The sequence below is a fragment of the Streptomyces griseobrunneus genome (assembly GCF_046713465.1).
GTDB lineage: Bacteria > Actinomycetota > Actinomycetes > Streptomycetales > Streptomycetaceae > Streptomyces > Streptomyces microflavus.
In genome coordinates, this window is record NZ_CP177080.1 from 636,606 (window position 1) to 661,681 (window position 25,076).

The following is a 25,076-nucleotide window of genomic DNA, read 5'->3' on the forward strand; positions in this document are numbered from 1 at the left end:
CCACGCGGCGGCTGTCGGACTTCCGATATAACGACAACCCATGACGGAGATCCGCCACGAGCCGGTCGCCCCCACCCGCACCCGGTGGCTGGCGCCGGGTTCGGACATCGACGCCCACCGCCACGACGACCACCAGATCGTCTACGCGGCGCGCGGCGTGCTGGCCGTCACCACCGACGCCGGTACGTGGATCGCGCCCGCGAACCGGGCCATCTGGGTACCGGCCGGAACCGTGCACGCCCACCGCGCCCATGGGGCACTGGAGTTGCGGCTGCTCGGCCTGCCCGCCACGGAGAACCCGCTCGGGCTGGACGCCCCGTCGGTGCTGACCGTCGGGCCGCTGCTGCGGGAGCTGATCATCGCCCACACCGCCACCCCCACGGACGACAGCCCGGAGCGCTGCCGCCTGCGGGCCGTACTGCTGGACCAGTTGGCTGCCTCGCCGCAGCAGCCGGTCCAGCTGCCGGCCCCCTCCGACCCGCGCCTCCGGCGGATCTGCGACATCCTGCGTGCCGACCCCGCGGACCGGCGCACCCTGGACGCCCTGGGCCGGGAGGCCGGTGCGAGTGCGCGCACGCTGTCGCGGCTCTGCACCGCCGAGCTGGGCATGACGTTCCCCCAGTGGCGCACCCAACTACGCCTCTACCAGGCCCTGGTGCTGCTGGCCGAGGACACCCCGGTGACCACCGTGGCGCACCGGTGCGGGTGGTCGTCCGCCAGCGCCTTCATCGATGTCTTCCGCCGGGCCTACGGCCACACCCCTGGCCGGCACCGGCCTGGCTACGATACTGACCGGCACCAGGGCCGCCGGAGCTGACCGAGCGGCCCGACCGGACGGGCGGGACCTGAGCCATGGACAACTCCTTCCGGGTGGACCGCGACGCGGCCCCCGACCACTACGGCCGCCTGCGCGTGCGCGCCGACGGGCTCGGTCCGGCCGCCTGGCTGACCGGACGCACCGAGGCCGAGGGCGGTTTCGGCAGGGTGGCGGGGGTCGCCGCCCCCGGCTTCGCCGCCTACGCCCGCGTCCTGCACCCAGCGGCGCTGGACGGGCGGCCGGTGAGCTGGGCCGACGTGGGCGCCGCGTACGGGCGAACGCCGGGCCCGCACACCCGCTGGCACGAGCTGATCGGCGTGGACGTCGACGACCTGAACGGTACGGAGCCCGGTCTGCCCGGTGTCTGGGACGAGCACGCGGCCGAGGGCCCGACCCCGCCGGACGTCGCCCGCGCGATGATCCCCGTACTGACCCGCCGCACGGCCACCGCCGGGAGCTGCTGGTTCGGCCTGTGGCACGGCTACGGGCGGTGGGACTTCGACCGCTTCCCCGTCTTCCTCACGCCCGGCCGCGAAGAGGTGCTGCTCTCGGGGGCGTTGGCGGACGTCGTATCGCCGGTGGCCCTGGACGAGTTCGCCGAACTGCCCGATCTGTGGTGGCCCGAGGACCGCGCGTGGTGTGTCGGCGGGGACGTGGACCTGACGAGCACCTATGTCGGCGGGTCGCCGGAGCTGATCGCCGAGTTGCTGGCGGCGCCCGGTCTTGAGGCGTACCCGGTGGGTCAGCACGACCTGGTGGGGTGAGGCGGTGAAGGGGCGGGGCCCCCGCCAGGAGGTCCCGCCCCCACCGTCATGCGGTCGTGAACCGTACGGCCATGAACCCGTATGGGACTTGAACCGTACGGCCGTGAAGCGTACGGGCCGTGAACCGTACGGCCACGGCCCGCACGACCGGACTCAGAAGCGGTCCGGGGCGCGCTCCGGAAGCGGCGACCCCGGGATCTCGTCCCGCTGCTGGTTCTTCCGTGCGTCCGCGTTCGACTCGGCGGTCGCCCGGCAGGTCATGTCCTTCGCCGGAAGCTTCCCGGTGAGGAGGTAGCCGGTGACCGTGCCGTCCGTGCACACGTTGCCGCTCGGGTAGACGCCGTGGCCCTCGCCGCCGAGGACGGTGACCATCCTGGAGCGCTTCAGGTCCTTGTGCAGAGCCTGGGCGCTGGGCAGCGGGGTCTGCGAGTCCCACTCGTTCTGGACGATCAGGGAGCCGGCCTTGTTGTCGACCTCGGTCGCCGGTTCGACGGATCTGTTCCAGAACGCGCAGGGCTTGACGCTGGACGCGAAGTCGCCGAAGAGCGGGTAGCGGCCCTTGTCCGCGATGGCGTCCAGCCGGTAGCGCTCAGGGTTTCGTGGCCACGCGGCCGAGTTGTCACCGCACACCACGGCCCAGAAGCTCGCCGTCATGTTGTCCTGCGGCACCTCGGCGGCTTTGCGCGCCGTCGCGGCCCCTGCGGACCCGGTGAACGCCGCGAGCTTCTTCGCGGAGGCGGTCTCGCCGTCCGCGGCCTTCTTCAGCTCCACGAACGCCTCGGTGGCGGACTGCGGGCTGAAGACCGCCCCCCGCATACCGCCGCGGATGTCGTCACCGCTGATCAGCTGCCCGTCCAGCTCGATCGGCTTCTCGTCGGCCCGCGCGACCAGCTCCCAGAAGGTCCGGTCGACCTTCTTCGGTGTGTCACCGAGGCCGTACGTCTCCGAACGCGCGGCGGCCCACCCGGTCCACCGGTCGAACGCGGGCTCGGCGCCCTCCGCCCACCACTGGACCATGCCGCGCCAGGCGCGCGCCGGATCGACCGCGCTGTCGAGGACGAACCGGTCGGCCCGGCCGGGGAACAGCTGGGTGTAGACGGCGCCCAGGTAGGTGCCGTACGAGTAGCCCAGGTACGAGATCTTCTTCTCGCCGAGGACCGCGCGGAGCAGGTCGACGTCACGGGCGGTGTTGCGGGTGGTGATGTGCGGGAGTACGGCGCCCGACTTCTCCCGGCACTTGTCCGCGACCTTGCGCGCCCAGGCGACGTCCTTGGCGAACGTCTCCTTCTTGTAGGGCCGCAGCCAGTTCTCCTCCTCCGGCGTCAGATCGCAGGTGACCGGAGTGCTCCGGCCCACACCGCGCGGGTCGAAGCCGATGAGGTCGTACTTCTGCAGCGCGGCCTCGGGAAGCTCCTCCCGCAATGCCAGGGGCATGTAGATCCCCTGGCCGCCGGGACCACCGGGGTTGGAGAGCAGGACGCCGTGGCGTTCGCCGGGCCCGGTGCTCCTGATCCGGGATATGGCCAGGTCGATCCGCTTGCCCCCGGGTGCCCGGTAGTCCAGCGGGACCTTGATCGTGGCGCACTGGAACTCCGCCGGAGCGGCGGCCTCGCACCGCTTCCACTTGGGCTTCTGCTTCGTGTACCGGTCCAGCGCACCGCCCCTGGCGGCGGAGGGGGAGGAGGCGGCCGAGGGGGCGGCGGCCGGGGCTGCGCCGGCCGTCGAGGTGGCGAGCACGGGAGCCAGCGTCGCCGTAAGACTCACGGCCAACAGGGGCGCGAGACGTCGTCTGCGCACGATATCGATCCTTCCGGTCGCGTGTTCGGACACGGAAGATCATTCAGGACCGGACCGCGCCTGCGGATCCCTCACCGGGGCGCACTTCTCTCCACCCTGGGAAGGATGCAACAGCCTTGCGTGCTCACCGAGTTGTAGGGGACGGGGAAACCGCCCAGGTGACGCTCGCGGGGGCGGCGGCGGACGGCGCTCACAACGGGGGCAGGCGCGACGTGCGGCCGGGTTTACACGCGATGCCCGCAGGGCGTGACGGGCCGGTAATGCGTTCTTCCTACGATCTTGGCCGTGGGAGCGTCCCACCCCTGCCGCAGCCCACCGGCGCGCGGGGCGAGGAGGGTGCGGACGGGAAGGGGGCCTCGTTGACGACGCCGGAGACAGAGGCGAAGGCAAAGGCGGAGGCGGAGAGGGTGCGGACGGTCTGCTCGTACTGCGGCGTCGGCTGCGGGATCCTGCTGGACATCGGCCGTGACGCCTCCACCGGCAGGCGCATCGCCAGGAAGGTCTCCGGTGACAGGACCCATCCGGCGAACTTCGGACGGCTCTGCACGAAGGGGGCGACCAGCGCCGACATGATGGCCGCCCCGGGGCGGGCGGCGAAGGCCCTCATCCGTGCGGAGCGGGGTGCCGATCCCGTGGAGGCGGACGTGGACGCGGCGATCACGGCCGTGGCCGGGCGGCTGCGCGCGATCGTGGACGAGCACGGCCCCGACGCGCTCGCTCTCTACGTCTCCGGGCAGATGTCCCTGGAGGCGCAGTACCTGGCGAACAAGCTCGCCAAGGGCTTCGTACGGACGAACCGGATCGAGTCCAACTCCCGGCTGTGCATGGCGAGCGCGGGCTCCGGATACAAGCTTTCCCTGGGCGCGGACGGGCCCCCCGGCTCCTACCAGGACTTCGACCGGGCCGACGTCTTCTTCGTCATAGGCGCGAACATGGCCGACTGCCACCCGATCCTCTTCCTCCGGATGATGGATCGGATCAAGTCGGCCGGGGCCAGGCTCATCGTCGTCGACCCGCGGCGCAACGCCACCGCCGACAAGGCCGACCTCTTCCTCCAGATCGAGCCGGGCACCGACCTCGCGCTCCTCAACGGCATCCTCCACCTCCTCGTGGAGAACGGGCACACCGACGAGGCGTTCATCGCCGAGTTCACCGACGGCTGGGAGGAGATGCCCTCCTTCCTCTCGGACCATCACCCGGCACGGGTCGCCGGGATCACCGGCATTCCCGAGGCGGACATCCGGCAGGCCGCCCGGTGGATCGGTGAGGCGGGTGAGTGGATGAGCTGCTGGACCATGGGGCTCAACCAGTCCACCCACGGCACCTGGAACACCAACGCCCTGGTCAACCTGCACCTCGCCACGGGGGCGATCTGCCGCCCGGGCTCCGGACCGTTCTCGCTGACCGGCCAGCCGAACGCGATGGGCGGACGCGAGATGGGCTACATGGGCCCGGGGCTGCCCGGTCAGCGATCGGTCCTCGTGGACGAGGAGCGGGCCTTCATCGAGGATCTGTGGGGTGTGGAGGCGGGCACGCTCCGCACCGAGGCGGGGCGCGGCACCGTCGAGATGTTCGAGCAGATGGCGGCCGGGGACATCAAGGCGTGCTGGATCATCTGCACCAACCCGGTGGCCTCGGTCGCCAACCGCAGGACCGTCATCGCCGGCCTGGAGGCGGCCGAGCTGGTCGTCACCCAGGACGTGTTCGCCGACACGGAGACGAACGCCTACGCCGATGTCGTCCTGCCCGCCACGCTGTGGGCGGAGTCCGACGGCGTCATGATCAACTCGGAGCGGAACCTGACCCTCGTCCAGGGTGTCGTCGACCCGCCCGGCCAGGCGCTGCCGGACTGGCAGCTCATCGCCCGTGTCGCCTGCGCGATGGGGTTCGCCGACGCCTTCACCTATGCGGGCGCCGAGGACGTCTTCGAGGAACTGAAGCGCGCCTGGAACCCGAAGACCGGCTGGGACCTGCGCGGTGTCACCTACCAGCGGCTGCGCGAGGCCCCCGTGCAGTGGCCCGCCGCATCCCCGGCGGGCGACGACCGCAACCCGATCCGCTACCTCAACGACGGCCGGAGCCAGAACCTGCTGGAGCGCGCGGACGGTACCCGCCCCCGGCTGGTGTTCCCCACCCCCTCCGGCCGGGCCCGGTTCTTCGCCCGCCCGCACCTGCCCGCCGCGGAACTCCCCGATGACGACTACCCCTTCGTTCTGAACACCGGCCGGCTGCAGCACCAGTGGCACACCCTGACCAGGACCGGCAAGGTCGCCCGACTCAACAGACTCGACCCGGGCCCGTTCGTCGAACTCCATCCGGACGACGCCGCCGCCATGGGAGCCGGCGAAGGGGACCACATCGAGGTCGCCTCCCGGCGCGGCCGGGCCGTGCTGCCCGCCGTCGTCACCGACCGCGTGCGCCCCGGGAACTGCTTCGCACCGTTCCACTGGAACGACCTGTTCGGGGAGTACCTCAGCATCAACGCGGTCACCAGCGACGCCGTCGATCCGATCTCGTTCCAGCCCGAGTTCAAGGCCTGCGCCGTGGCGCTGCGCGTGGTCGCCGCCGCCCGGCCCGAGGAGACCGTGCCGACGCCGGAGACCGCGGCCCCGCCCGTCCCGGCCCAGCGGCCGCAAGACCTCGCCACGCTCGCGCAGGCCGACCCGGCGGCCGGGGCACAGGTCGGTGGAGCGGCTGCGGCCGTACCCGCTCTCGCCGCCCTTCTCGGTCTGCCCGACCTGACAGGACCGGCGTTGGCGGAGCCGGAGCGGCGGTACCTGTCCGGATACCTCGCCGGTCTCGCCCAGGCGCCGCCCGGCGGTGTTCCCGTACTGCCCACGAGCGCGCCCTTCGCTCCCGCGACGGCTCTGTGGGTGAACGGCGTGCTGGCGGGCATGTTCTCCCGTACCGCCGCCGCCCCCCTTCCGGGCGCCGCTGCACCCGTCCCTGACTCTCCGGGCCAGGCGTCGGCCGGCCCCGAGGCAGCCCCGTCGCGGCAGCTGATCGTGCTGTGGGCCTCACAGACCGGCAACGCAGAGGAGTTCGCCGCCGACGCGGCCGCCGGCCTCACCCGGGCCGGCCGTGCCCCCGCCCTGCTCGCCATGGCCGACACCGCACCCGGGCAGTTCACCGCCGAAACGGACCTGCTCGTCGTCACCAGCACCTTCGGCGACGGCGACAGCCCCGACAACGGGGCCGGCTTCTGGCACGCCCTCAGCGCCCCCCACGCCGCCCGGCTGGACGGCGTGCGCTACTCCGTCCTGGCCTTCGGCGACTCCAGTTACGAGGACTTCTGCGGCCACGGCCGCCGCCTGGACGAACGCCTGACGGAACTCGGCGCGACCCGCCTCCACCCGCGTACGGACTGCGAGCCCGGCGACGACGAAGCGGCCGGGCAGTGGCTCGAACGGGTCACCACCGCCCTCGCCGCGTCGGCCGACCGGCAGCCCACGACCGCGCAGACGGCTCCAACAGCGAAGCCCACCCCGCCCGTCGGCCATTCCAAGGCGTCCCCGTTCGCCACGCTGCTGGTGGGGAACCGGCTGCTCAGCCTGCCCGGATCACAGAAGGAGGTCAGGCGCTTCGCCTTCGACACCCGTGGCGGAGAGCTTGCCTACGAGGCCGGGGACGCCCTCGGGGTGTGGCCGGCCAACGGCTCCGGGCTCGTAGCCGAATGGCTCGCCCTCACCGGCCTGGACCCCGAGGAGATCATCGACCTCCCCGACGGCACCGGCATTCCGCTCGCCGAGGCCCTGCGCACCCGTTTCGACATAGCCCGCATCACCCCGGACCTCCTCAAGTTCGTCGTCGCCCGCACCGGGGACCGCGACCTCCGACAGCTCCTGCGCCCGGACAACAAGGGTGAGCTGGCCAAGTGGAGCTGGGGCAGGCAGGCCGCCGATGTCATCGGCGCCCTTCCCGTCCGGGCCTCCGCGGCCGAGTGGGCGGGAGTCCTCAAGCGGCTCCAGCCCCGCCTGTACTCCATCTCCTCCAGCCCCCTCACCCACCCCGCCGAGGTCCGCGTTACGGTCTCGGTCGTCCGCTACACCAACGACCTGGGGCGGGACCGCGAGGGCGTGTGCTCCACCTACCTGACGGACTGCGCCGACGACGGTCCGGTGCAGGTGTACGTCCAGCGCTCGCCGCACTTCCGTCCGCCCGCCGGATCCACCACACCGATGATCATGATCGGTCCGGGCACCGGTGTCGCACCGTTCATCGGCTTCCTGGAGGACCGCCTGGCCAGAGGGCACACCGGCCCCAACTGGCTGTTCTTCGGCGAGCAGCACGAGGCCACCGACTTCTACTACCGCCAGGACCTGGAGGACTTCGTCGCCTCCGGCCACCTGGACCGCCTCGACGTCGCCTTCTCGCGCGACCAGCGCAACAAGGTCTACGTGCAGGACCGGATGCGCGAGCACGGCCCGCGCCTGTGGCGGTGGCTTCAGGAAGGCGCCCATCTGTACGTCTGCGGCGACGCGGGCCGTATGGCGAAGGACGTCGACCGGGCCCTGCACGAGATCGTCGCCGCACACGGCGGCATGGACCCGGACGCGGCGGCCGCCTGCGTCGACCGGTTGGCCACCGACAAGCGGTACGTACGTGACGTCTACTGAACTACGCAAACGCCCGGTTCAGCGCACCCGCCCCCGCGGCTTCAGTGCCACCGGCGGGAGTTCCGGGGCGGAGAGCCTGCCGCCGTCGTAACCCTTGACGTCGCCGAACCTCGAACCGGTCATCCAGTCCTCACGGGCCTGGGCGATCTCCTCGTGGGAGCAGCCGATGAAGTTCCAGAACATTTTGCGGCAGAGGAACATCTCCGCAGGTCAGGAGCCCTACGGATCGCTGACGGTCAGCAAACTGTCAGCATCGGCATCCGAGGAGTCCCACCCGGGCCACCGGGGAGAAGCCCGGTCCGCTGACGCCGGAGGGCGTGCACCACGACGGGCACGAGTTCGTCATGATCGCCGTCCTGCGGCGCAACAACGTCGCGGGCGGTCTGACCCGGCTGTGCAAGCCCGGCGCGGAGGAGCCGTTCTGGGACGGCACCTTCGATGCCGGTCAGGCTGTGCTGCTGGACGACCGGGCGCTCGCACACGACGTCACCGACGTGCTCTCCGCCGACGGCGGTCCCGGGCACCGCGACATCCTCATCGTCGCCTTCTCCCGCTGGAGCGAGAAGTGGTACGGCGACCAGCACGACGAAGCGGCCCTGAACGACGCGCCGGAGCCGTCGGCGATGTAGGGACGCGGTCTGGGTCCGGACCGCTGGGGGGCCGCACACCGTACGAGCATCTCTCGTCGGTTTACGGCCCCCCAGCGGTCGGGCGACAGCCGGTCGGGCACCGTCACGACTCCCGGAAGCAGGTGGCACATGTACGACCTCGTGAAGTACCAAGCACTGGGCAACGACTGCTTGGTCATCGATCCGCAGCGGATCGACCTGCCAACGCTGCCGTCCACCTCGCAGGCCGCCCGCCTGCTGTGCGACCGGCATTTCGGCATCGGTGCGGACGGGGTCCTGCTGGGACCGGTCGGCACGGTGAGAGACGGCGAGCCGGTCGTCCTGCGCGCCTTCAACTCCGACGGCAGCGTCTGTGGCAGGAGTGCCAACGGACTGCGCATATTCGCCCTCTACCTGTCCCAGTACCACCAGGGCGCGCGGGACGTCCTCATCCGTACGCTCGCGGGCGACTCCGCGGTGCGGATCGAGGACCTCGAAGAGGGCATCGCACGGGTGGAGATGGGCCGCCCCACCTTCGAGGCGGCGGACATTCCGGCGCAGGGCCTGCCCGGCCCCGTCGTGGCCCGGCAGCTGGACGTGGCAAAAGGCGACAGCTCCAGGTGACCTGTCTGAACAACGGCAACCCGCACACCGTCGTCCCGCTCCCCGAGGTGTCCGCCGCGCTGGCACATGAGGTGGGGCCGCTGATCTCGGGCCATCCGGCCTTCCCCGAGCGGACCAACGTGCAGTTCCCACGAGACGGTGGAGATCGAGATCTGGGAGCACGGCGCGGGATACACCCTGGCCTCCGGCAGCAGTGCCTGCGCCGCTCATGCCCTGGGCCTGGTGGACCACGCGTTACGGGTGCGGATGCCCGGCGGTGCCTTCGAGACGGCCATCGACGCGCAGGGCGCGATCACCCTGTCCGGCGCCTCGGAACAGGTCGCGGCCGGATTCCTGGCACCGCGACTCCGCGCCCGTCTCGGACTGCCCGCCGCACCGGCCACGCCCGCACCGGCCACGGAGACCAGCAGGCCGACCACCGGTGCCTCGGCCGCGCAGGGGGCGGCCGCATGACGCCCCTCGACGCCGGCATCGCCGCGAAGTCGGTCTACTCCATTGCCCGTTGGACGTTCGTCGACTCCGCCGGGCGCTACGACGTCGACCTCGGCAACAGCTACGTACCGAGCCGCAGACTGTCCGACCTGACAGTCCCCTCGGACCTGAGGCTCGACTAAGGCACCGACCGGGGCGCCACGGAACTGCGCGACCGGATCGCCGGACTGTACGGCGGTCGGCCGGAGTCGGTCACCGTCACGCACGGCGCGCAGGAGGCGTTGTTCCTGCTGTTCGACGCGCTGCTGCGGCCCGGCGACCAGGTGATCGCGTTCAACCCCGGATGGCAGCCGCTGCTGGACCTTCCGCCCCGGCTCGGCGCGAGCGTGACGGTCCTGCCGTACGGACCGGATATGTCCGTGGACGCCGCCGCCGTGACTGCGGCGGCCGGTGAGAACCTGCGGCTGATCGCGCTGAACTCGCCCTGTAACCCCACCGGCCTCCGGGCCGAGGAGGAGGAACTGCGGGCGCTGGTGGCGCTGGTGGCGGAGCGGGACGCCTATCTGCTCGTCGACGAGGAGTACGCGATCGATCTGTCGCGCTCCCCGGCCGTGGGCCAGGACCGGGTGATCTCGGCCTCCGGTCTGTCCAAGACCTACGGCCTGCCGGGTCTGCATACCGGCTGGGTGTACGGCGCGCCGCAGGTGGCGGAAGCCTGCGCGGAGCGCAAGTTCCTCACCTCGATCGCCAACTCCGTACTGTGCGAGGCCCTGGCCTGCTCGGCGCTGGACCGGCACGAGGACTACGCGCGGGAGTACCACCGGTTGTGCGCCCCGGGCTTGGGGCTCGTCGAGAGGTGGGCGGCCCGCCACCCGGATGCCGTCCGGCTGGTGCCGCCGCAGGGCACGCCCTTCGCCTGGATACAACTGCGAACCGGTGAGTCCTCCTTGGCGCTGTGCCACCGGGCGCTGGAGGCCGGTCTGTTGCTGACCCCCGGGGAGACCATGGGTTCGGACGAAGGCTTCCGGCTCGGCTTCGCCCGCGACGTCGACACGGTGACCGAGGGCCTGCGGCGGCTGGACACCGTACTGCTGCCGGACGGGCCGCCCGGCGGGGACGGGCCGTCCGGCGATTGAGGGCTTGCCGGCCTTGCTCAGGGTCGCGCCGGTTGCACGGCCCCCTCTTCCTTCTCCTCCTCGGCCGGCCGGGGTACGGCTTCGGCTTCGGCTCCGGTCCCAGCCTCGGTTCCGGCCCCGGCGCCGGGCTTGTTCCCAGCCACCGGACGTGACGGCGCGGTGCGGGTCAGCAGTACGCCACTGACGATCAGTAGCGCGCCCACCACGGTGTTCCAACCCAGCGACTCGTTCAGGAAGAACACTCCGACGATCGCCGCCCACAACGGGGTCAGATACGCAACCGTGGAGGCGACCGTCGAGCCGACGGCGCGGATCACCGACAGGTTCCACATGTACGCGAGCCCGGTGCCCACGGCGCCGAGCACCACCATGGCGACCATCGGCCCCTTCCCGCCCCAATGTGGTGCGCCACTCAACAGTGGTGCGAACAGCGCGAGTTCGAGGGCCGCCCAGCTGACCTGAATGGCGGTCAGGGTGATCGCGGGGATGTCTCCGCCGGACAGGTATCGGCGGGTGTAGGTGTAGCCCAGCCCGTACGAGGCGGTGGCGACCAGGCAGATCACACTCCCTTTCATCAGCGAGGACTGCCCGCCCGACCACACGCCGAGCACCACCAGGGCGCCGCACAGGCCGGTGGCGATGCCGAGCAGCCGTCGCAGGTTCGGCTTCTCGTCCGGCAGCATGACCAATACCCAGACCAGGGTGAACAGGGGAATGGTGGAGTTCCACACCCCGGCCGTGACGGAGTCGATGTACTGCTCGCCCCAGGCGAACAGGGTGAAGGGGAAGGCATTGAGCACCGTCCCCACCACCAGGGCGTGCCCCCACACCCGCAGGTCACGCGGCATTCCCAGCCGCCGCACCAGTACCAGGCCCCACAGCACCAGTGCTCCGAAGAAGCATCGCCAGAAGGCGACCCAACCCGGTTCGATACCGGCTTCGACACCGATCTTGATGAGCGCGAACCCGGACCCCCAGATCATCGAGCAGATGACGAACTGAGGTACCCACGACTTGGCCGGTACAGCGGATAAGGCGTTTACGGAGCTTGCCACTTCGAGTCCTTTCGATTTGCCGTGCGTTTCTTGTCGTGCGCTCTTCGTCATGGGTTTCTTGTCGTGCCTTTCACGGGGGCGGAGCTGTGCCGCTCGATCACGTCTCCGTGCTGCGCCCGACCGCCGCCGAGGCGAAAGCGCGCACCAGGGGATGGGGCCGGGAGGTGTCGTCGGCCAGTTCGGGCTGGAACAAGGTGGACAGGAAGAACCGGTGCCCCGGCAGTTCGGCGATGCGGGGGTGGCCGTCGTCGTGGCCGGTGAAGCGCAACCCGTGGTCGCGCAGGGTGCCGGCGTACCGGGGGTCCAGAGCGTGCGTGCACTGGTAGCGCTCCACGGTCGTACGCGCGCCGAGCGCTTCCTCGGCCAGTGAGCCGGGCTCGATGTGGACAGTCCCCTCATGGCCCGCGAGGTCGCGTGACAGCGGAACGATCAGTGGAAGCGGGCTGCCGGGGGAGTTCTCGGCGTGGGCGGCGCCGTCCAGCGCGCAGACGTGGCGAGCGAATTCCAGGAGGACGTGCTGGAAGCCGCCACAGGTCGCCAGCAGGGGGATGTCCCGCTCGCGCGCCGTGCGCACAGCGCTCACCGCTCCGGCCTCGCTCCGGTACGGGCTGCCCGGCACCAGCCAGACGCCGTCGAAGCCGGCCAGGTCCCGAGGGCCGTCGAGCTGCGCGGTCGACACCCAGTAGGCGTCCACCAGCAGCCGTTCGCGGCGCCACAGCGCCTCCAGCATCGGCGCGTAGCGGGTGTGCGCGGGCACGCCCGCCGACCGCTCGCCGACGAGCGCGATCCGGGCGGGCCGGGTGCGCGAGAGGTCCGGGTCGGCCTGGGGGCGTGGTGCGACGGTGGTGGGCACGCCGGAATCATCCAGCGGCCCTGACAAAAGGACAAACGATAGCTTCTGATTCCTCGATAAGTGATGCTGATCCGGTGGACCCGCGCCTGCTCAAGACCTTCTCGGCCGTCATCACGCACGGCTCCTTCTCCGACGCGGCCAGGGAGTTGGGCTATACGCAGTCCGCCGTGTCCCAGCAGATAGCTTCGCTGGAAGGGGAGTTGGGCGTCGAGTTGGTCTGTCGGCGGCCGGTCGGTCCGACGGAGGCCGGTGCCCGGCTGATGGACCACGTGGCCTCGATCCTCCTGCGGATCAACGCCGCACGCGCGGAGGTCCAGAGAGTGAAGGGCGGGAGCACCGGGCGGCTGACCGTCGGCATCTGTCCACTGGCGGCCACCGCACACGCACTGCGGATCATCGGTGAGGTGTCCCGGCGGGCCGGTGCGCACGAGCTGACGGTACGTACGCTGCCTCGCCAGGCGGTCGCCGAAGGCGTCGCCACCGGCGAACTGGACCTCGGCCTGGTCGACGGCTTCGTCCTGCCCGAGGACCCCCTGCGCCCGCCCCGGGTGGCCGGGCTGTGCGGCGTACCGGTCTGCCGGGAGCCGGTGGTGGTGGCTCTGCCGCCCCACCACCCCCTGGCACACCGCACGGATCTGCGGCTGGCGGATCTGATAGACGCCCGGTGGATCGACGCACCGGGCGTGAGCGCCCCCCTGGCGGACCTGTCCGCCGTGGTCAGAGGAGGCAGCCCCCATCTGCGGGTGGCCCTGCGGTACGACGGCCACGACGTGCGTACGTACACCGAGCTGCTTGCCGGAGGACAGGGCCTGGGCCTCCTCCCACGCTTCGCGCTCGCCGGGCGGCAGGACCTGGTCGGCATCCCACTGACACAGCCGGAGCTGTCCCACCGCGTCGAGGCCCTGTGCGTCACGGGCGGCCCACTGGTGGTGGACGCCCTGGTCGCATCGCTCACCGAACCCGTCGAACCCGCCGACACCGAGATCCAGCCGCGAAGCTGAAGGAGGACGGCAAAAGACGAAGGCCCGAACCGTTGGCACGGTCCGGGCCTTCTGCCAGCGGAGGACAGGGGATTCGAGCCCCTGAGGAGCTGCCCCCAACACGCCCGTTCTCGTCGGTTCAGGTCAGGTCTGTGACCCGCCGGGCGGTCACCAGATAGCCCGCGAAGCGGACGTCCGGCCTGGCCTTCGCCCACCCGTCGGCCTCCTCGACCGGAACCAGCACGGTCGTGCCCGGAACGGTTCACCCGCTGCGATGCCGGCAGGCTGGCCACCATCCAGGCACACCGGCACCTGGCCTCAGCTGACAGGCCATCAGAACGAGCGTCAGTTGAGCGTCATTTCAGCGTCAAGATATGGCCCGTAACGCCCACACCGCACATCATGCACATGAACAAAGTCGCAGTTCAGAAGCCCTTTGTGACCGGCTCCAGGATCGCGACGCACTCCACGTGGTGCGTCATCGGAAAGACGTCGGCTTCCGACGGCCGGTTAGAACTTGAGCCTGCTCAGGCAGAGTCAGACTCACGCCCTACACTCATCCCCTCGGCGCCACGCTTCTACCCTGCCCTGGCAGGCAGTCACTCAACGTGTCCTTGGCAGCACCTCCGGTGGCATGACGTCCCGTGCCGTCAGGCCCGCCACAACGTCACTTCCTGAGGAGCATCTGGGGAGTATCACCGGTTCTGGGGAGCGCGTGGGGAGAATCGACCGCGTAACGCAGCACGATCCCGAAAGACGCTGAAAGACTTATCCGCGCAGGTCAGCAGTGGCCACGGCCGCATCGATGCAGGTCAGCGCCGCCAGGTAGACAACTTCATGACGAAGTTCTCTTGTTGTCTCCGCGCCGACGAATCACCCCGCCGCCAACGATGCGAGTACGCCATAGCTGCGCCGCATCGCGTTCCGTGCAGACGGTGGAGGCAGCTGGCACAGCAGCAATCCGTCCCACCGACGCAGCTCTGCGGCGGCCCGGGATCGGCCGCACAGGCTGGTGACACTTCGAGGCCACCGATGCAGCTTGAACCGCCCCGTGTTCGATAGAGACTTGATTCCGTGAAAGGATTGAGTCATGGCGCGCCCTTCCTCCTATCCCCCTGAGCTGCGCAAACGAGCGGTCCGTATGGTCGCCGAGGCCCGTGGTGACTATCCGAACGAGTCGGCCGCATTGAGAGCGGTCGCCCAGAAGCTCGGGATCGGTTCGGCCGAGACCCTGCGGAACTGGGTGAAGCGGGACGAGGTCGACTCCGGGAAGCGTCCGGGGACGACCACGGAGGAGTCCGCGCAGATCAAGGCGATGAAGAAGGAGATCGCCGAGCTGAAGCGGGCGAACGACATCTTGAAGGCTGCGGCAAGTTTCTTCGCGGCCGAGCTCGACCGGCCACACACACGCTCGTAGCCTTCATCGACGAGCACCGGGCCCGCTTCGGCGGTGTCGAGCCGATCTGCCGCGTGCTCACCGAGCACGACTGCAAGATCGCCCCCTCCACCTACTACGCGGCGAAGAAGCGCGCCGCCGAACCCTCGGCCAGGCGGGTGCGCGATGCTGCCCTCAAGGAGTTGATCACCGAGGTCCACGAGGCCAACTTCCGCGTCTACGGCCCTAGGGCCTGTGTGATGTCGTGATCAATTGCCGGGTTCTGTGCTCTTCGTGGGGTGGAATCCGGTAGGACTGTGGTCGTGACGCGTAGGCAACTCACCCATGCCCAGTGGAAGTTCATCGAGCCGTTCCTGCCGATCGGTAGGTACGGCCCGTATCCGGAGCGTTTGCGGGAACAGTTCGAGGGGGTGGTCTGGCGGTTCCGCTCCAGCGGTCAGTGACGGGAGATGCCTGCCGAGTTCGGCCCGTGGGCCACCGTCTACGGACGTTTCCGCGTCTGGCGGGACGCTGGTGTGTTCACCGCTCTGCTGGAAGGTCTGATTGCTCAGGCAGCCCGCGCGGAGCAAACAGACTTGTCGCTGGTCAGCGTGGACTCCACTACGGTCCGCGCCCACCACGACGCCGCCGGGCTCCGCGTCAGCAAGCACCTCATGTCGGCCCTGGAGGAAGCCGCGCTGGAGCAGGAGACAGCCCGGCAAAAAGGGGTGGCACGGAGGAACAGAACGGACAGGACGAGCGCCGGCGTATCCGGCGCCGACGCAAGCTCCGCCTGAAGCAGGCCCAGCTCGGCCGGTCCCGGGGCGGCCTCACCAGCAAGATTCATCTCGCGGCGGACCGCAGATGCCGTCCGCTCGCGTTCGTCCTGACCGTCGGGCAGGCCGCGGACAGTCCGCAGTTCATCCCCGTGCTCGAGAAGGTGCGAGTCCGTCTGCCGGTGGGCCGTCCCCGCACCAGGCCCGGCGCAGTCGCCGGCGATAAGGCCTACTCATCGCGCGGAAATCGCCGCTACCTGCGAAAACGCAACATCAAGGCAGTCATCCCGGAGAAGAAGGACCAGGCCGCAAACCGCAAGAAGAAGGGCTCACAAGGCGGCCGGTCCATCAGCCACGACGCCGACCTCTATAAGGAACGGAACACCGTCGAACGCCTGATCAACAAGCTGAAAGCCTGGCGAGGCATCGCCACCCGCTACGACAAGTCGCCCGAAAGCTACCTCGCCGGCCTCCACCTCCGAGCCTCCATGATCTGGATCGACGACCTGCTCAAGACCACCGCGTGATCACGACATCACACAGGCCCTAGGAAGGTATGGCGCGAGCTGCACCGCCAGGGCCACCCCGTGGCCCGGTGCACCGTCGAACGCCTGAGGCGGGAACTCGGCATCACCGGCGCCGTCCGCGGGAAAAAGATCATCACCACGATCCCGGACAGCGCCGTCGAGCGGGCACCGGACCTACTGGACCGCAACTTCGTCGCGGCCGCCCCCAACCGCTGCTGGGTCGCCGACTTCACCCACGTCAAGACCTGGTCGGCAGTCGTCTACGTCGCCTTCGTCGTCGACACGTTCTCCCGCCGGATCGTCGGCTGGTCCGCCGCCACGTCGAAGGAGACCAGACTCGTCCTGGACGCCCTGGACATGGCCCTGTGGCAGCGCGACCGCGACGAACAGCCCCATCAGCGGGGCGAGTTGATACATCATTCCGATGCCGGGTCGCAATATACGAGTTTCCGGCTCGCCGAGCACCTGGACGCCGCCGGCATCGCGGCCTCGATCGGCTCCGTCGGTGACGCCTACGACAATGCCCTCATGGAGTCTGCGATCGGCCTGTTCAAGACTGAGCTCATCAAACCGGGGCGGCCCTGGAGGACGCTCTCCCAGGTCGAGCTGGCCACCGCGGAATGGGTCGACTGGTACTGCCACCGCCGCCTCCACGGTGAAATAGGGCACATCCCACCCGTCGAATACGAGACCAACTACTACCTCACGACCACGAAAACCCAGGTCACAACCACAATCTGAAGTCTCTACCGAACCCGGGGCGGTTCACTCGATGGTGTTGCGCTCTTTGTAGAGCTCGGCGTCGTGGGTGACGGGCCGGCCGCCCCGGCGGCCCTTCTTCTTCCGGTTGGCGGCCTGGTCCCTCTTCTCCGGGATCACAGCCTTGATGCGGCGTTTGCGCAGGTAGGCGCGGTTACCGCGGGACGAGTAAGCCTTGTCTCCGGCGACCGCGTCGGGCCGGGTGCGGGGACGGCCGACCGGCCCACGGGCCCGCACCTGCTCGAGCACGGGGATGAACTGAGGGCTGTCGGCGGCCTGCCCGGCGGTCAGCGTGAGCACGAGCGGGCGACACCTGCGATCACCCGCAACGTGGATCTTGCTGGTCTGGCCGCCCCGCGAACGTCCGAGCCGGGCGGCCTTCAACCGGAGCTTGCCGCGTCGCCGGATGCGTCGCTGTTCGGCCTGCCGGGCGACGTCTTCAACGTCCTGTCCGGCTTGTTCCTCTTCGATGCCCCCTTTGAGCGGGCCTCCTCCTCGGCGGCTTCCTCCAGCGCGGCGAGGACCTCCGGATCGAGGTGCATCCCGGCCGCGTCGTGGTGGGCGCGGGCCGTGGTGGAGTCCACACTGACCAGCGACAAGTCCACCCTGCCACGCTTTGCCGCCTCGGCGATCAGGCCCTCCAGCAGGGCCTCGAAGACCCCGGCGTCCCGCCACTGCCGAAACCGGTTGTGCACGGTGGACCAGGCGCCGAACTCGGCCGGCATCTCCCGCCATTGCGCTCCTGCGCGAAACCGCCAGATCACGCCCTCGAACTGCTGCCGCAGCCGGGTGGGATACGGACCGTACTCGCCGATTGGCAGGTACGGCGCGATGAACTCCCACTCCTCATCCGTCAGTTGCACGCGCGTCATGCACTCAGGACGGGACTGTCAAACGAGCGGTGTAACTCGGGTTGTTGAGGGTTACTGGCGTGCTGCGGAGAGTCGGCCGTTGAAGGTGATATCGAAGGCGTTCAGAGCGGTTTTCCAGCGCATGGTCCAGCGGGCCTGGCCCTTGCCGGTCGGGTCGAGCGGCATGATCGCCATGTAGACGCACTTCAGGGCGGCCTGTTCGTTCGGGAAGTGCCCCCGGGCTTTCACCGCCCGGCGGATCCTGGCGTTGACGGACTCGATCGCGTTGGTGGTGCAGACGATGCGGCGGATCTCGGTGTCGAAGCGCAGGAACGGGGTGAACTCCTCCCACGCGTTCTCCCAGAGCCTGACGATCGCCGGATACTTCTTGCCCCATGCGTCGGCGAACTCCGCGAACCGATCGAGGGCCGCGTCCTCGGTCGCCGCGGTGTAGACGGGCTTGAGGACCTTGGCGATCTTGTCCCAGTCCTGGCGGGCGGCATAGCGGAAGGAGTTCCGCAGCAGATGGACCACGCAGGTCTGCACGACGGTGCGGGGCCAGACGGTCTCGACCGCGTCAGGAAGCCCCTTCAGCCCGTCGCAGACGAGCATGAGGACGTCGCTCACGCCGCGGTTCTTGATCTCGGTGAGGATGTGCATCCAGTGCTTGGCGCCCTCGCCGCCGTCGCCGGCCCACAGCCCGAGAATGTCCTGCCGGCCCTCGACGGTGACCGCCAGGGCGACGTAGATGGGCCGGTTGGCGACCGCGCCGTCGCGGATCTTTACGTGGATGGCATCGATGAACACCACCGGATAGACGGCGTCCAGGGGCCGGTTCTGCCATTCGGCCATGCCTTCGAGGACCTTGTCGGTGATCGTGGAGATCGTCTGGCGCGACACGTCGGCGCCATAGACCTCGGCCAGGTGGGCCTGGACCTCGCCGGTGGTCAGGCCCTTCGCCGCGAGTGAGATGACCATCTCGTCGACGCCGGACAAACGCTTCTGGCGCTTCTTGACGATCTTCGGTTCGAAGGAGCCCTCGCGGTCGCGGGGCACGGTTATCTCCACCGGGCCCACGTCGGTCAGTACGGTCTTGGCGCGGGTGCCGTTGCGGGAGTTGCCGCCGTTCTTCCCCGCCGGATCGTGCTTGTCATAGCCGAGGTGGTCGGTGATCTCGCCCTCGAGGGCCGACTCCAGGAGCCGTTTGGTCAGCTGCTGGAGCAGCCCGCCCTCGCCGGTCAGCTGCAGGCCCTCCGCCTGAGCCCGGCCCACCAACTCGTCGATCAGCCGGTCGTCCACAGACTTCGACGGCACCGTCTCAGACGGCTCGACGGGCTCGGCCTTGGTCACGTTGTTGCTGGTCATCGATGCATCTTCCATGATCGGGAGTTACACCGAACGTTTTACAGTCCCGCTTCTGGATCTGCGGGCGTGAGCGAGGGGCAGGCCGACTGCCCGTCCTTACGCGCGCACAACCTGACCGCACGCGCGAGCAGGCCGTCGCCGACGAAGTGCAGCCCGGCGATGACTGCGGTCGACAGCTCGTCATAGGCGACGCCCACCTGGGATCGCGGCGCGCCCCGATCCGCGCGGAGGGCTGCGGGTGAAGCACCGTCGTACGGGCTCGCTGTGGCGTGCAGGGGAGCATGTGGTCGGCGAGGGGCCGCCCCGGCGCATACGCCGCCCGGGGTAGCGGTGAAGAGCAGGGTCGGGTCGGCACGGACCCCAAGGCGCACCCCGGGCCTCGTACGCGGCACCGGAAGGCCGGAGCGCGACGTCGACGGGTTTCCGTGACGCGTGGAGAGGTCGGACATGGGCGGATGCCGGTCCGCTCCAACGAGCGAGCGAGCCACTGCTAGCGTGGCGAAGCGTGGACGACAGCGTGTACGTGGGCAACGCGGGCAAGGACGCGGCTCTGGACCGGGGGTGGCTTCTCGGGCACTTCAAGGACGTGGACGATCCGCGTCATAGCCAAGCTGTGGAGATCAAGTGGGGTGTCCACCCTCGCGGCGACGAGCGAGCACAGTGGGTCGAGGACGAGAGACGGACAGCCCTCCTGGTCCTCATCAGCGGGCGCTTCCGGGTCGACTTCCCCGGCCGCAGCGTTCTTCTGCAAGAGCAAGGTGACTACGTCGTGTGGGGGCGGGATATCGGTCACTCGTGGTTCGCCGAGGAGGAGTCGGTTCTGCTGACCGTTCGCTGGCCTTCAGTGCCCGGATACGCGGTGCCGGCAGGGAAGCGGGACAGCCCTTAGGCGTATCGACCCGCGCCGTGCGGGTCGAACCCGCCTGCCGCCGCCCGGTGCGACCACCGCCGGAAAGCGAGCGGTCGTCCTGCGCCTGCGGACCGGACACCACCGTGCACGACATCAAGCCGGTCGACGCCCCGGTGCACCGTGAGACGTCCACCGGTGACCATCACCGGCAGCCACCCCGGCTCCGCCCGCCCCGATACCGCGACCGGGCGGAGCCGGGGCGTTCCTCCCCGGGCAGCCCCTTGGGGCGACGCACGCCCCAAACACTGCCCGCGAGCACCCGGCGACGGCCGCTACTGCTCGCCGATCCTCAGGAACGTGATCGAGTTGGCGGGGAACGTGTAGGTGAAGTTGTCCGAGATCCCGGTCAGGGTCGACTTCACGGGGGCAACGGGAGTGGCTGTCTCGCTGTTCTCGGCGGACGGGTCGGCCGCCAGGGTCGTCACCCGGGCCCGGGAGTCCACCCGCGCTCCGCCGAGGTCGACGCTGGTGCGTGCCTCGGTCGCCTGTGCGTTCACGACCTTGACGATCAGGTCACCGGTTGCCCGGTCCCGGGTGACGACCTGACGGAACGGTTCGGCCACCTGGTCGTCGGTGAAGGCCCCCCACTCCTTGCCGTCCAGGTAGAGGGTCACCTGGCGTCCGCGGACCTTGACGTCGATGTCGTAGGCGCGTCCGGGCTCGATGGTGCCGGGCTTGCTGATCAGTGTCGTCTTCGCGCCGTTGTCGGAGCGCTCGACGCCGTGCGCGGTGTTGCCCCACCCTCCGAGGTTCCACCAGTAGTAGTTGCCGGTGTCCTTGACGCCGAAGGCGACCAGGAATCCTTCAGCGCCCGCCTGCTTGGTGGCCTTCACGTGCAGGTCGTAGTCGTGCCAGGCGCGGTCGCCTGCGGTGACCGTGGTGTTCTCGGCTGCGACGTCCGTCTGGGCGTACTGACCGTCCTGGACGGCCCAGCTGCCGCCACCGGTGTGGGTCCAGGCCGAGGCCGGGCCTGAGAAGTCGTCGGTCAGGAGGGTCCTGCCGTCCGCGGCGGTCACAGTTACGTCGTCGTACGAGGCGGCCGTCGCCCACGTCGACAAGCCGACGGCCCCGGAGATGGGTCCGCTGACGGAGGGGGTGGAGGTGGCCTCGGAGGGCACGACCCGGTCACCCGCGTTGTTCATGAACAGCTTCTGGACCTCGTAGTTGGCCGATCCCCAGGACGCACGGTTGTTGAACCAGATCAGGTTGGGGCGCCACTGCACGTAGTCCTCGTTGGCGAGGACGGGCGCGTAGGAGGCGAGCTTGACGATGTCCGCGTTGCGCTCCAGACCGGTCATGAACGCGGCCTCGGCGAGACCGTTGCCGAAGGTGTTGCCCCGGGAGGCGTACTCACCGAGAAAGACCTTGGGGCCGGAGCGGTCGTAGGAGTCGTAGCGCTGGTTGTTCTCCATGAACCACTGCGGGCTGTTGTAGTAGTGCTCGTCGACCATGGCGACGCCGGCGTCCCGGTTGAGTTGCCAGAGGGTGTCGAAGGTCGCACCGGATGCGGCCGGTCCTGAGTTGGAGACCACCGTGATCCCCGGGTACTTCGCCTCGATGGCCGTACGGAACTTCGTGAAGCGGTCGAAGAACTCCCGGGGCAGGTTCTCCTCGTTGCCGACCTGGACGTGCGTGAGGCCGAACGGCCCGGGATGTCCCATTTCGGCGCGCTTACGCCCCCAGGTGGACGTCACCGGCCCGTTGGCGAACTCAATGAGGTCCAGGGTGTCCTGGATGTGCCGCTTCAGCAGGGCGTCATCGACGACGGCTTGGTTCTGACCGCAGCCGGTGACCAGGGCGGGCACGACCGGCAGCGGCATCGCTCCCACGTCCTCGGCGAAGCGGAAGTACTCGTAGTAGCCGAGGCCATAGCTCTGGTTGTAGCCCCAGAAGTTGGCGTTGGTGGAACGCTGTTCGACCTGGCCTATGGTGTCCTTCCACTGGTAGGAGCGGGCCCGCTGCCAGCCGGACGCCTCGCTGTAGTCCTCCATGGAACCGGTGTTGACCAGGCAGCCGCCGGGGAAGCGGAGGAAGCCGGGCTTCAGCGCGGCGAGCTTTTCGGCGAGGTCCTTGCGCAGGCCCCCCGGCTGCTTCTTGTACGTGTCGCGGGGGAAGAGGGACACCTCGTCCAGGGCTGCCGCGGCGGAGGAGGCGACGGCGAGCCGGCCGGCGGTGGTGGTGCGTGTCGCGGTGAACGTGGCGCGGTACTGCGTCCAGCCGCCCTTCACGGCCTTCTGCCGGACCGTGGCCAGTGCGCCGCCCGCGTCCTTGAGCGTGAACGTGAGGGTGGTTCCGGCCTCGGCGCGGGCCCATACCGAGAAGTCGTACTTCGCCCCGCTCTTCAGCGAGAGTCCGCTGTTGTAACTGGAGTTGGTCAGGGTCGTGCCCGCCGCCACGCGGGCGTAGTTGCGGTTGTTCGCGTGGAGACGGCCGTCGTCGTTCACGACCGTGGCGGAGCCGTCGACGTCCCAGGAGGTCAACGAGGTGTAGGCCCGGTTGTCGACGGTGGAGTATTCGAAGGACCTGTTCTGTACGAGTTCGGCGTACAGGCCTCCGTCGGCGGCCCGGTTGATGTCCTCCAGGAACAGCCCGTACATGGTGTCGTCGATAGCGGCGCCCTGCTTGCTCGGGTCCACGGTGATGGCGTAGTCGGTGACGGGCGCCTCGCCGTGCGCGGGGGCCGGCACGACGGCTGTCGTGACCAGGACCGCGGCGGCCGTCAGGCCCAGCCTGAGACGTGGTCGGGTACTTCTGCGGGACATGGATCCTCCGAGTCGTGGCGCCGGAAGGCGCTGGTCTGGGCGGACAAAGGTGTCGTCGTACGCCCGCGCCGCTGGGCCGACCTGCCACGGCGGCCTCATCCACTTCCGACCGGGAGCAGTTCCGCACCGCCGGAAGCGGATGACCGGACGGACTCGCGGCACGGCCTCGGGGCTGCGTGCTTCGGCCGCCGTTCGAGGCGCGTATCACGCACTGGGCCATCACCACTTCCAGAGGGAGGCGCCCTTCGCGGAGAAGGTCGAGGCAACCGGCCGACTCATACATTGCCGGGCAAAGGCGTCACACGACTACCCGCCCAGAATTGTGAACGCTAACTAGCTGTGAGCTCAAGACCCTTGCACGATCCACAAGGACCGACCGCGGAACTGCGCGGCGCCCTGTTAACGCAAATGCCCCCACTTGACCCCAAACCCCTTCCACCCCACCAGGAATTTCCGAGCCCTCGCGGGACGTCCGCTCGCCGCCCCCACGACCCACCGCCGAGGAGCCGCCGTCCCTTACGACTCCTTCCGTGACGCCGGCCTCCAGGTGCGCAACGGCGAATCAGGGCGGCGCACGAGGAGACGATCCCCGACCTCGCGCGCTTGGCGCCGCAAGGGCACTGGCGAGTCGACACCCCATCTTGTTATCGTTAACACATATGTAGCAGGTACTCGGGGTCGGCATGGTCCGTCGTCGCCTCTTCGCGCCCACACGGAGGCTCTCCTGTCCCTGTCCGCGAGCGGCAGCTGCGCCGATCACCCGACCGCCGGCCCGCCGCCGAAGGCGTCGTCGTTCAACCGAAGCCGGGGTGAGACGGACCGGTTGTTTCTCAGGCACATTCCGCTCGGCCGAGCGGAACCGTCACGTCGGCCCCAGCACGCCGAGGCTCTCGACAGACCTCTGATCCCCTACCGCCGTCGGAGCGGGCACGCCGACACCTCCCGCCCCATTCCGGCTGCGTCCCGCTGTGGCTAAGGAGCCCCATGAACCCGTCTTCGTCCCCTTTCACCGGAGGCCCTCCGGTCTGTCACCCCGACCCGGCGGCCGGGCAACGCTGGACCTTCGGCTTCGCCGAGGGGCTCTCGGCGGAAGTGCACACCCATGGCGCCCGCATCCACGGTCTGTGGGTGCCGGACCGGCACGGCCGTACGGCCGATGTCGTTCTCGCTCCCCGCGAACCGGGCGAGTCGACCGGCGCCGCCCGGTACTTCGGCGCCACGGTGGGGCGCTACGCCAACCGCATCGCCCACGGCCGGTTCACCCTGGACGGCACGCCGTACCAGCTGACCACGCAGGAGAACGGCCATTCCCTGCACGGCGGAACCGACGGATTCGACACCCGGATCTGGGAAGCCGAAAGCGTGCACACTCCGGAGCGGACCGGTGTGCTCCTGCACCTCCGCAGCCCTGACGGCGATCAGGGCTTTCCGGGGAACCTGGACGTCACCGTCAGCTGCCTCATAGGCCGGAACGACGAACTCACCCTCACCTACGCAGCTGTCACCGACGCCGCCACGCCGGTCAACCTCACCAACCACACCTACTTCAACCTCGAAGGCGAGGGTGCCGGTGCCATTTTCGATCACGAGCTGACCGTCGACGCCTCCCACTACACACCGGTCGACGGAGACCTCCTTCCGTACGGGGAGCATCTCCCCGTCTCCGGCTCCGCGTTCGACCTCCGACGGCCACTCAGGCTCTCCGAGGCACTGGCCCGCGCCGAACGTCGGCCCATGGCAGCGGGCGGGGGGTACGACCACAACTTCGTACTGGCCCCGGACGGCGACGGCACGCTGCGCCGGGCAGCCGTCCTCCGTGCACCGGCCACCGGCCGGTGCATGGAGGTGTTCACCACCGAGCCCGGCCTGCAGGTCTACACGGCCGGACAGTTCGACGGAACCGTGGTCGGCAAGAGCGGTGCGCCCTACCGGGCGGGTGCCGGAATCGTTTTGGAGACCCAGCACTTCCCCGACTCCCCGAACCGCCCCGGCGACCCGTCCACGGTGCTCCGGCCCGGCGATGAGTACCGGTCGACGACGGTCCTGCGTTTCGGTGTCCGCGGCTGACC

At 69.6% G+C, this 25,076-nt stretch carries 14 protein-coding genes and 8 pseudogenes; 14 read left to right on the forward strand and 8 right to left on the reverse strand.

The window, feature by feature from the left end; translation table 11 throughout:
- Positions 1-40: 40 nt before the first annotated feature.
- The gene (locus tag ACK8N7_RS03100; RefSeq protein WP_500440772.1) at positions 41-817 is read left to right on the forward strand and encodes an AraC family transcriptional regulator; all 777 of its coding nucleotides are present in this window, start codon (positions 41-43) and stop codon (positions 815-817) included.
- Positions 818-852: 35 nt separating this feature from the next.
- On the forward strand, positions 853-1,581 hold the full coding sequence (locus ACK8N7_RS03105; protein WP_500440774.1) for a hypothetical protein: 729 nt from the start codon (positions 853-855) through the stop codon (positions 1,579-1,581).
- A 153-nt stretch (positions 1,582-1,734) separates the two neighbouring features.
- On the opposite strand, the gene ACK8N7_RS03110 is transcribed toward ACK8N7_RS03105, so the two are convergent.
- The gene (locus tag ACK8N7_RS03110; protein WP_500440776.1) at positions 1,735-3,378 is read right to left on the reverse strand and encodes an alpha/beta hydrolase; all 1,644 of its coding nucleotides are present in this window, start codon (positions 3,376-3,378) and stop codon (positions 1,735-1,737) included.
- 359 nt (positions 3,379-3,737) lie between these two features.
- Here ACK8N7_RS03110 and ACK8N7_RS03115 point away from each other — a divergent pair, with 359 nt between their 5' ends.
- A complete protein-coding gene (locus ACK8N7_RS03115) occupies positions 3,738-7,994 on the forward strand; it encodes a bifunctional nitrate reductase/sulfite reductase flavoprotein subunit alpha (RefSeq protein WP_500440778.1) in 4,257 nt (1,418 codons plus the stop codon).
- Positions 7,995-8,012: 18 nt separating this feature from the next.
- On the opposite strand, the pseudogene ACK8N7_RS03120 reads toward ACK8N7_RS03115, so the two are convergent.
- Positions 8,013-8,177 (reverse strand): annotated as a pseudogene (locus ACK8N7_RS03120) (pirin family protein); the annotation flags it as partial.
- A 101-nt stretch (positions 8,178-8,278) separates the two neighbouring features.
- Between ACK8N7_RS03120 and ACK8N7_RS03125 the strand changes: the two are divergent.
- From ACK8N7_RS03125 to ACK8N7_RS03145, 5 genes and pseudogenes are all read left to right on the forward strand, one after another.
- A pseudogene (locus ACK8N7_RS03125) lies at positions 8,279-8,623 on the forward strand (2OG-Fe dioxygenase family protein); the annotation flags it as partial.
- A 129-nt stretch (positions 8,624-8,752) separates the two neighbouring features.
- Positions 8,753-9,226 (forward strand): hypothetical protein, encoded by a 474-nt coding sequence (locus tag ACK8N7_RS03130; protein WP_403218575.1) that lies wholly within the window; start codon positions 8,753-8,755, stop codon positions 9,224-9,226.
- A gap of 138 nt (positions 9,227-9,364) precedes the next feature.
- Positions 9,365-9,679, forward strand: a complete 315-nt coding sequence (locus ACK8N7_RS03135; RefSeq protein ID WP_500440780.1) for a hypothetical protein — start codon at positions 9,365-9,367, stop codon at positions 9,677-9,679.
- Positions 9,676-9,840, forward strand: coding sequence for a hypothetical protein (locus tag ACK8N7_RS03140; RefSeq protein ID WP_403218573.1), 165 nt, complete (start codon positions 9,676-9,678; stop codon positions 9,838-9,840). The genes ACK8N7_RS03135 and ACK8N7_RS03140 overlap by 4 nt, the downstream gene beginning before the upstream one ends.
- Before the next feature lie 21 nt (positions 9,841-9,861).
- A pseudogene (locus ACK8N7_RS03145) lies at positions 9,862-10,794 on the forward strand (pyridoxal phosphate-dependent aminotransferase); the annotation flags it as partial.
- 17 nt (positions 10,795-10,811) lie between these two features.
- Here ACK8N7_RS03145 and ACK8N7_RS03150 read toward each other — a convergent pair.
- Entirely contained in the window at positions 10,812-11,900 is a 1,089-nt protein-coding gene (locus tag ACK8N7_RS03150) for a DMT family transporter (RefSeq protein ID WP_500440782.1), read from the reverse strand.
- A 46-nt stretch (positions 11,901-11,946) separates the two neighbouring features.
- A complete protein-coding gene (locus ACK8N7_RS03155) occupies positions 11,947-12,702 on the reverse strand; it encodes a CTP synthase C-terminal region-related (seleno)protein (RefSeq protein ID WP_403218571.1) in 756 nt (251 codons plus the stop codon).
- A gap of 74 nt (positions 12,703-12,776) precedes the next feature.
- Here ACK8N7_RS03155 and ACK8N7_RS03160 point away from each other — a divergent pair, with 74 nt between their 5' ends.
- Complete coding sequence (locus ACK8N7_RS03160) at positions 12,777-13,703, forward strand: LysR family transcriptional regulator (RefSeq protein WP_500440783.1); 927 nt, start codon at positions 12,777-12,779, stop codon at positions 13,701-13,703.
- A gap of 118 nt (positions 13,704-13,821) precedes the next feature.
- On the opposite strand, the pseudogene ACK8N7_RS03165 reads toward ACK8N7_RS03160, so the two are convergent.
- Positions 13,822-13,929, reverse strand: a pseudogene (locus ACK8N7_RS03165) (DUF6578 domain-containing protein); the annotation flags it as partial.
- A gap of 843 nt (positions 13,930-14,772) precedes the next feature.
- Between ACK8N7_RS03165 and ACK8N7_RS03170 the strand changes: the two are divergent.
- The 3 pseudogenes from ACK8N7_RS03170 to ACK8N7_RS03180 form a co-directional block, all read left to right on the forward strand.
- Positions 14,773-15,308, forward strand: a pseudogene (locus tag ACK8N7_RS03170) (transposase); the annotation flags it as partial.
- A gap of 72 nt (positions 15,309-15,380) precedes the next feature.
- Positions 15,381-16,360: pseudogene (locus tag ACK8N7_RS03175) on the forward strand (IS5 family transposase).
- An 18-nt stretch (positions 16,361-16,378) separates the two neighbouring features.
- Positions 16,379-17,101 (forward strand): annotated as a pseudogene (locus tag ACK8N7_RS03180) (IS3 family transposase); the annotation flags it as partial.
- 27 nt (positions 17,102-17,128) lie between these two features.
- Here the strand turns inward: ACK8N7_RS03180 and ACK8N7_RS03185 are convergent.
- Both ACK8N7_RS03185 and ACK8N7_RS03190 read right to left on the reverse strand, forming a co-directional pair.
- Positions 17,129-17,991: pseudogene (locus ACK8N7_RS03185) on the reverse strand (transposase); the annotation flags it as partial.
- Positions 17,992-18,042: 51 nt separating this feature from the next.
- Positions 18,043-19,335 carry an IS256 family transposase gene (locus ACK8N7_RS03190; protein ID WP_500440785.1) on the reverse strand — a complete coding sequence of 431 codons (1,293 nt, stop codon included), beginning with the start codon at positions 19,333-19,335 and terminating at the stop codon, positions 18,043-18,045.
- Positions 19,336-19,840: 505 nt separating this feature from the next.
- On the opposite strand from ACK8N7_RS03190, the gene ACK8N7_RS03195 reads away from it, so the two are divergent.
- Positions 19,841-20,224: a cupin domain-containing protein gene (locus ACK8N7_RS03195; RefSeq protein ID WP_500440786.1), complete on the forward strand. Its 384-nt coding sequence runs from the start codon at positions 19,841-19,843 to the stop codon at positions 20,222-20,224.
- A gap of 293 nt (positions 20,225-20,517) precedes the next feature.
- On the opposite strand, the gene ACK8N7_RS03200 is transcribed toward ACK8N7_RS03195, so the two are convergent.
- Positions 20,518-23,007 (reverse strand): alpha-L-arabinofuranosidase family protein, encoded by a 2,490-nt coding sequence (locus ACK8N7_RS03200; RefSeq protein ID WP_500440788.1) that lies wholly within the window; start codon positions 23,005-23,007, stop codon positions 20,518-20,520.
- Between the two features lie 984 nt (positions 23,008-23,991).
- Here ACK8N7_RS03200 and ACK8N7_RS03205 point away from each other — a divergent pair.
- Complete coding sequence (locus tag ACK8N7_RS03205; protein WP_500440790.1) at positions 23,992-25,074, forward strand: aldose epimerase family protein; 1,083 nt, start codon at positions 23,992-23,994, stop codon at positions 25,072-25,074.
- The last annotated feature ends 2 nt before the right edge of the window (positions 25,075-25,076 follow it).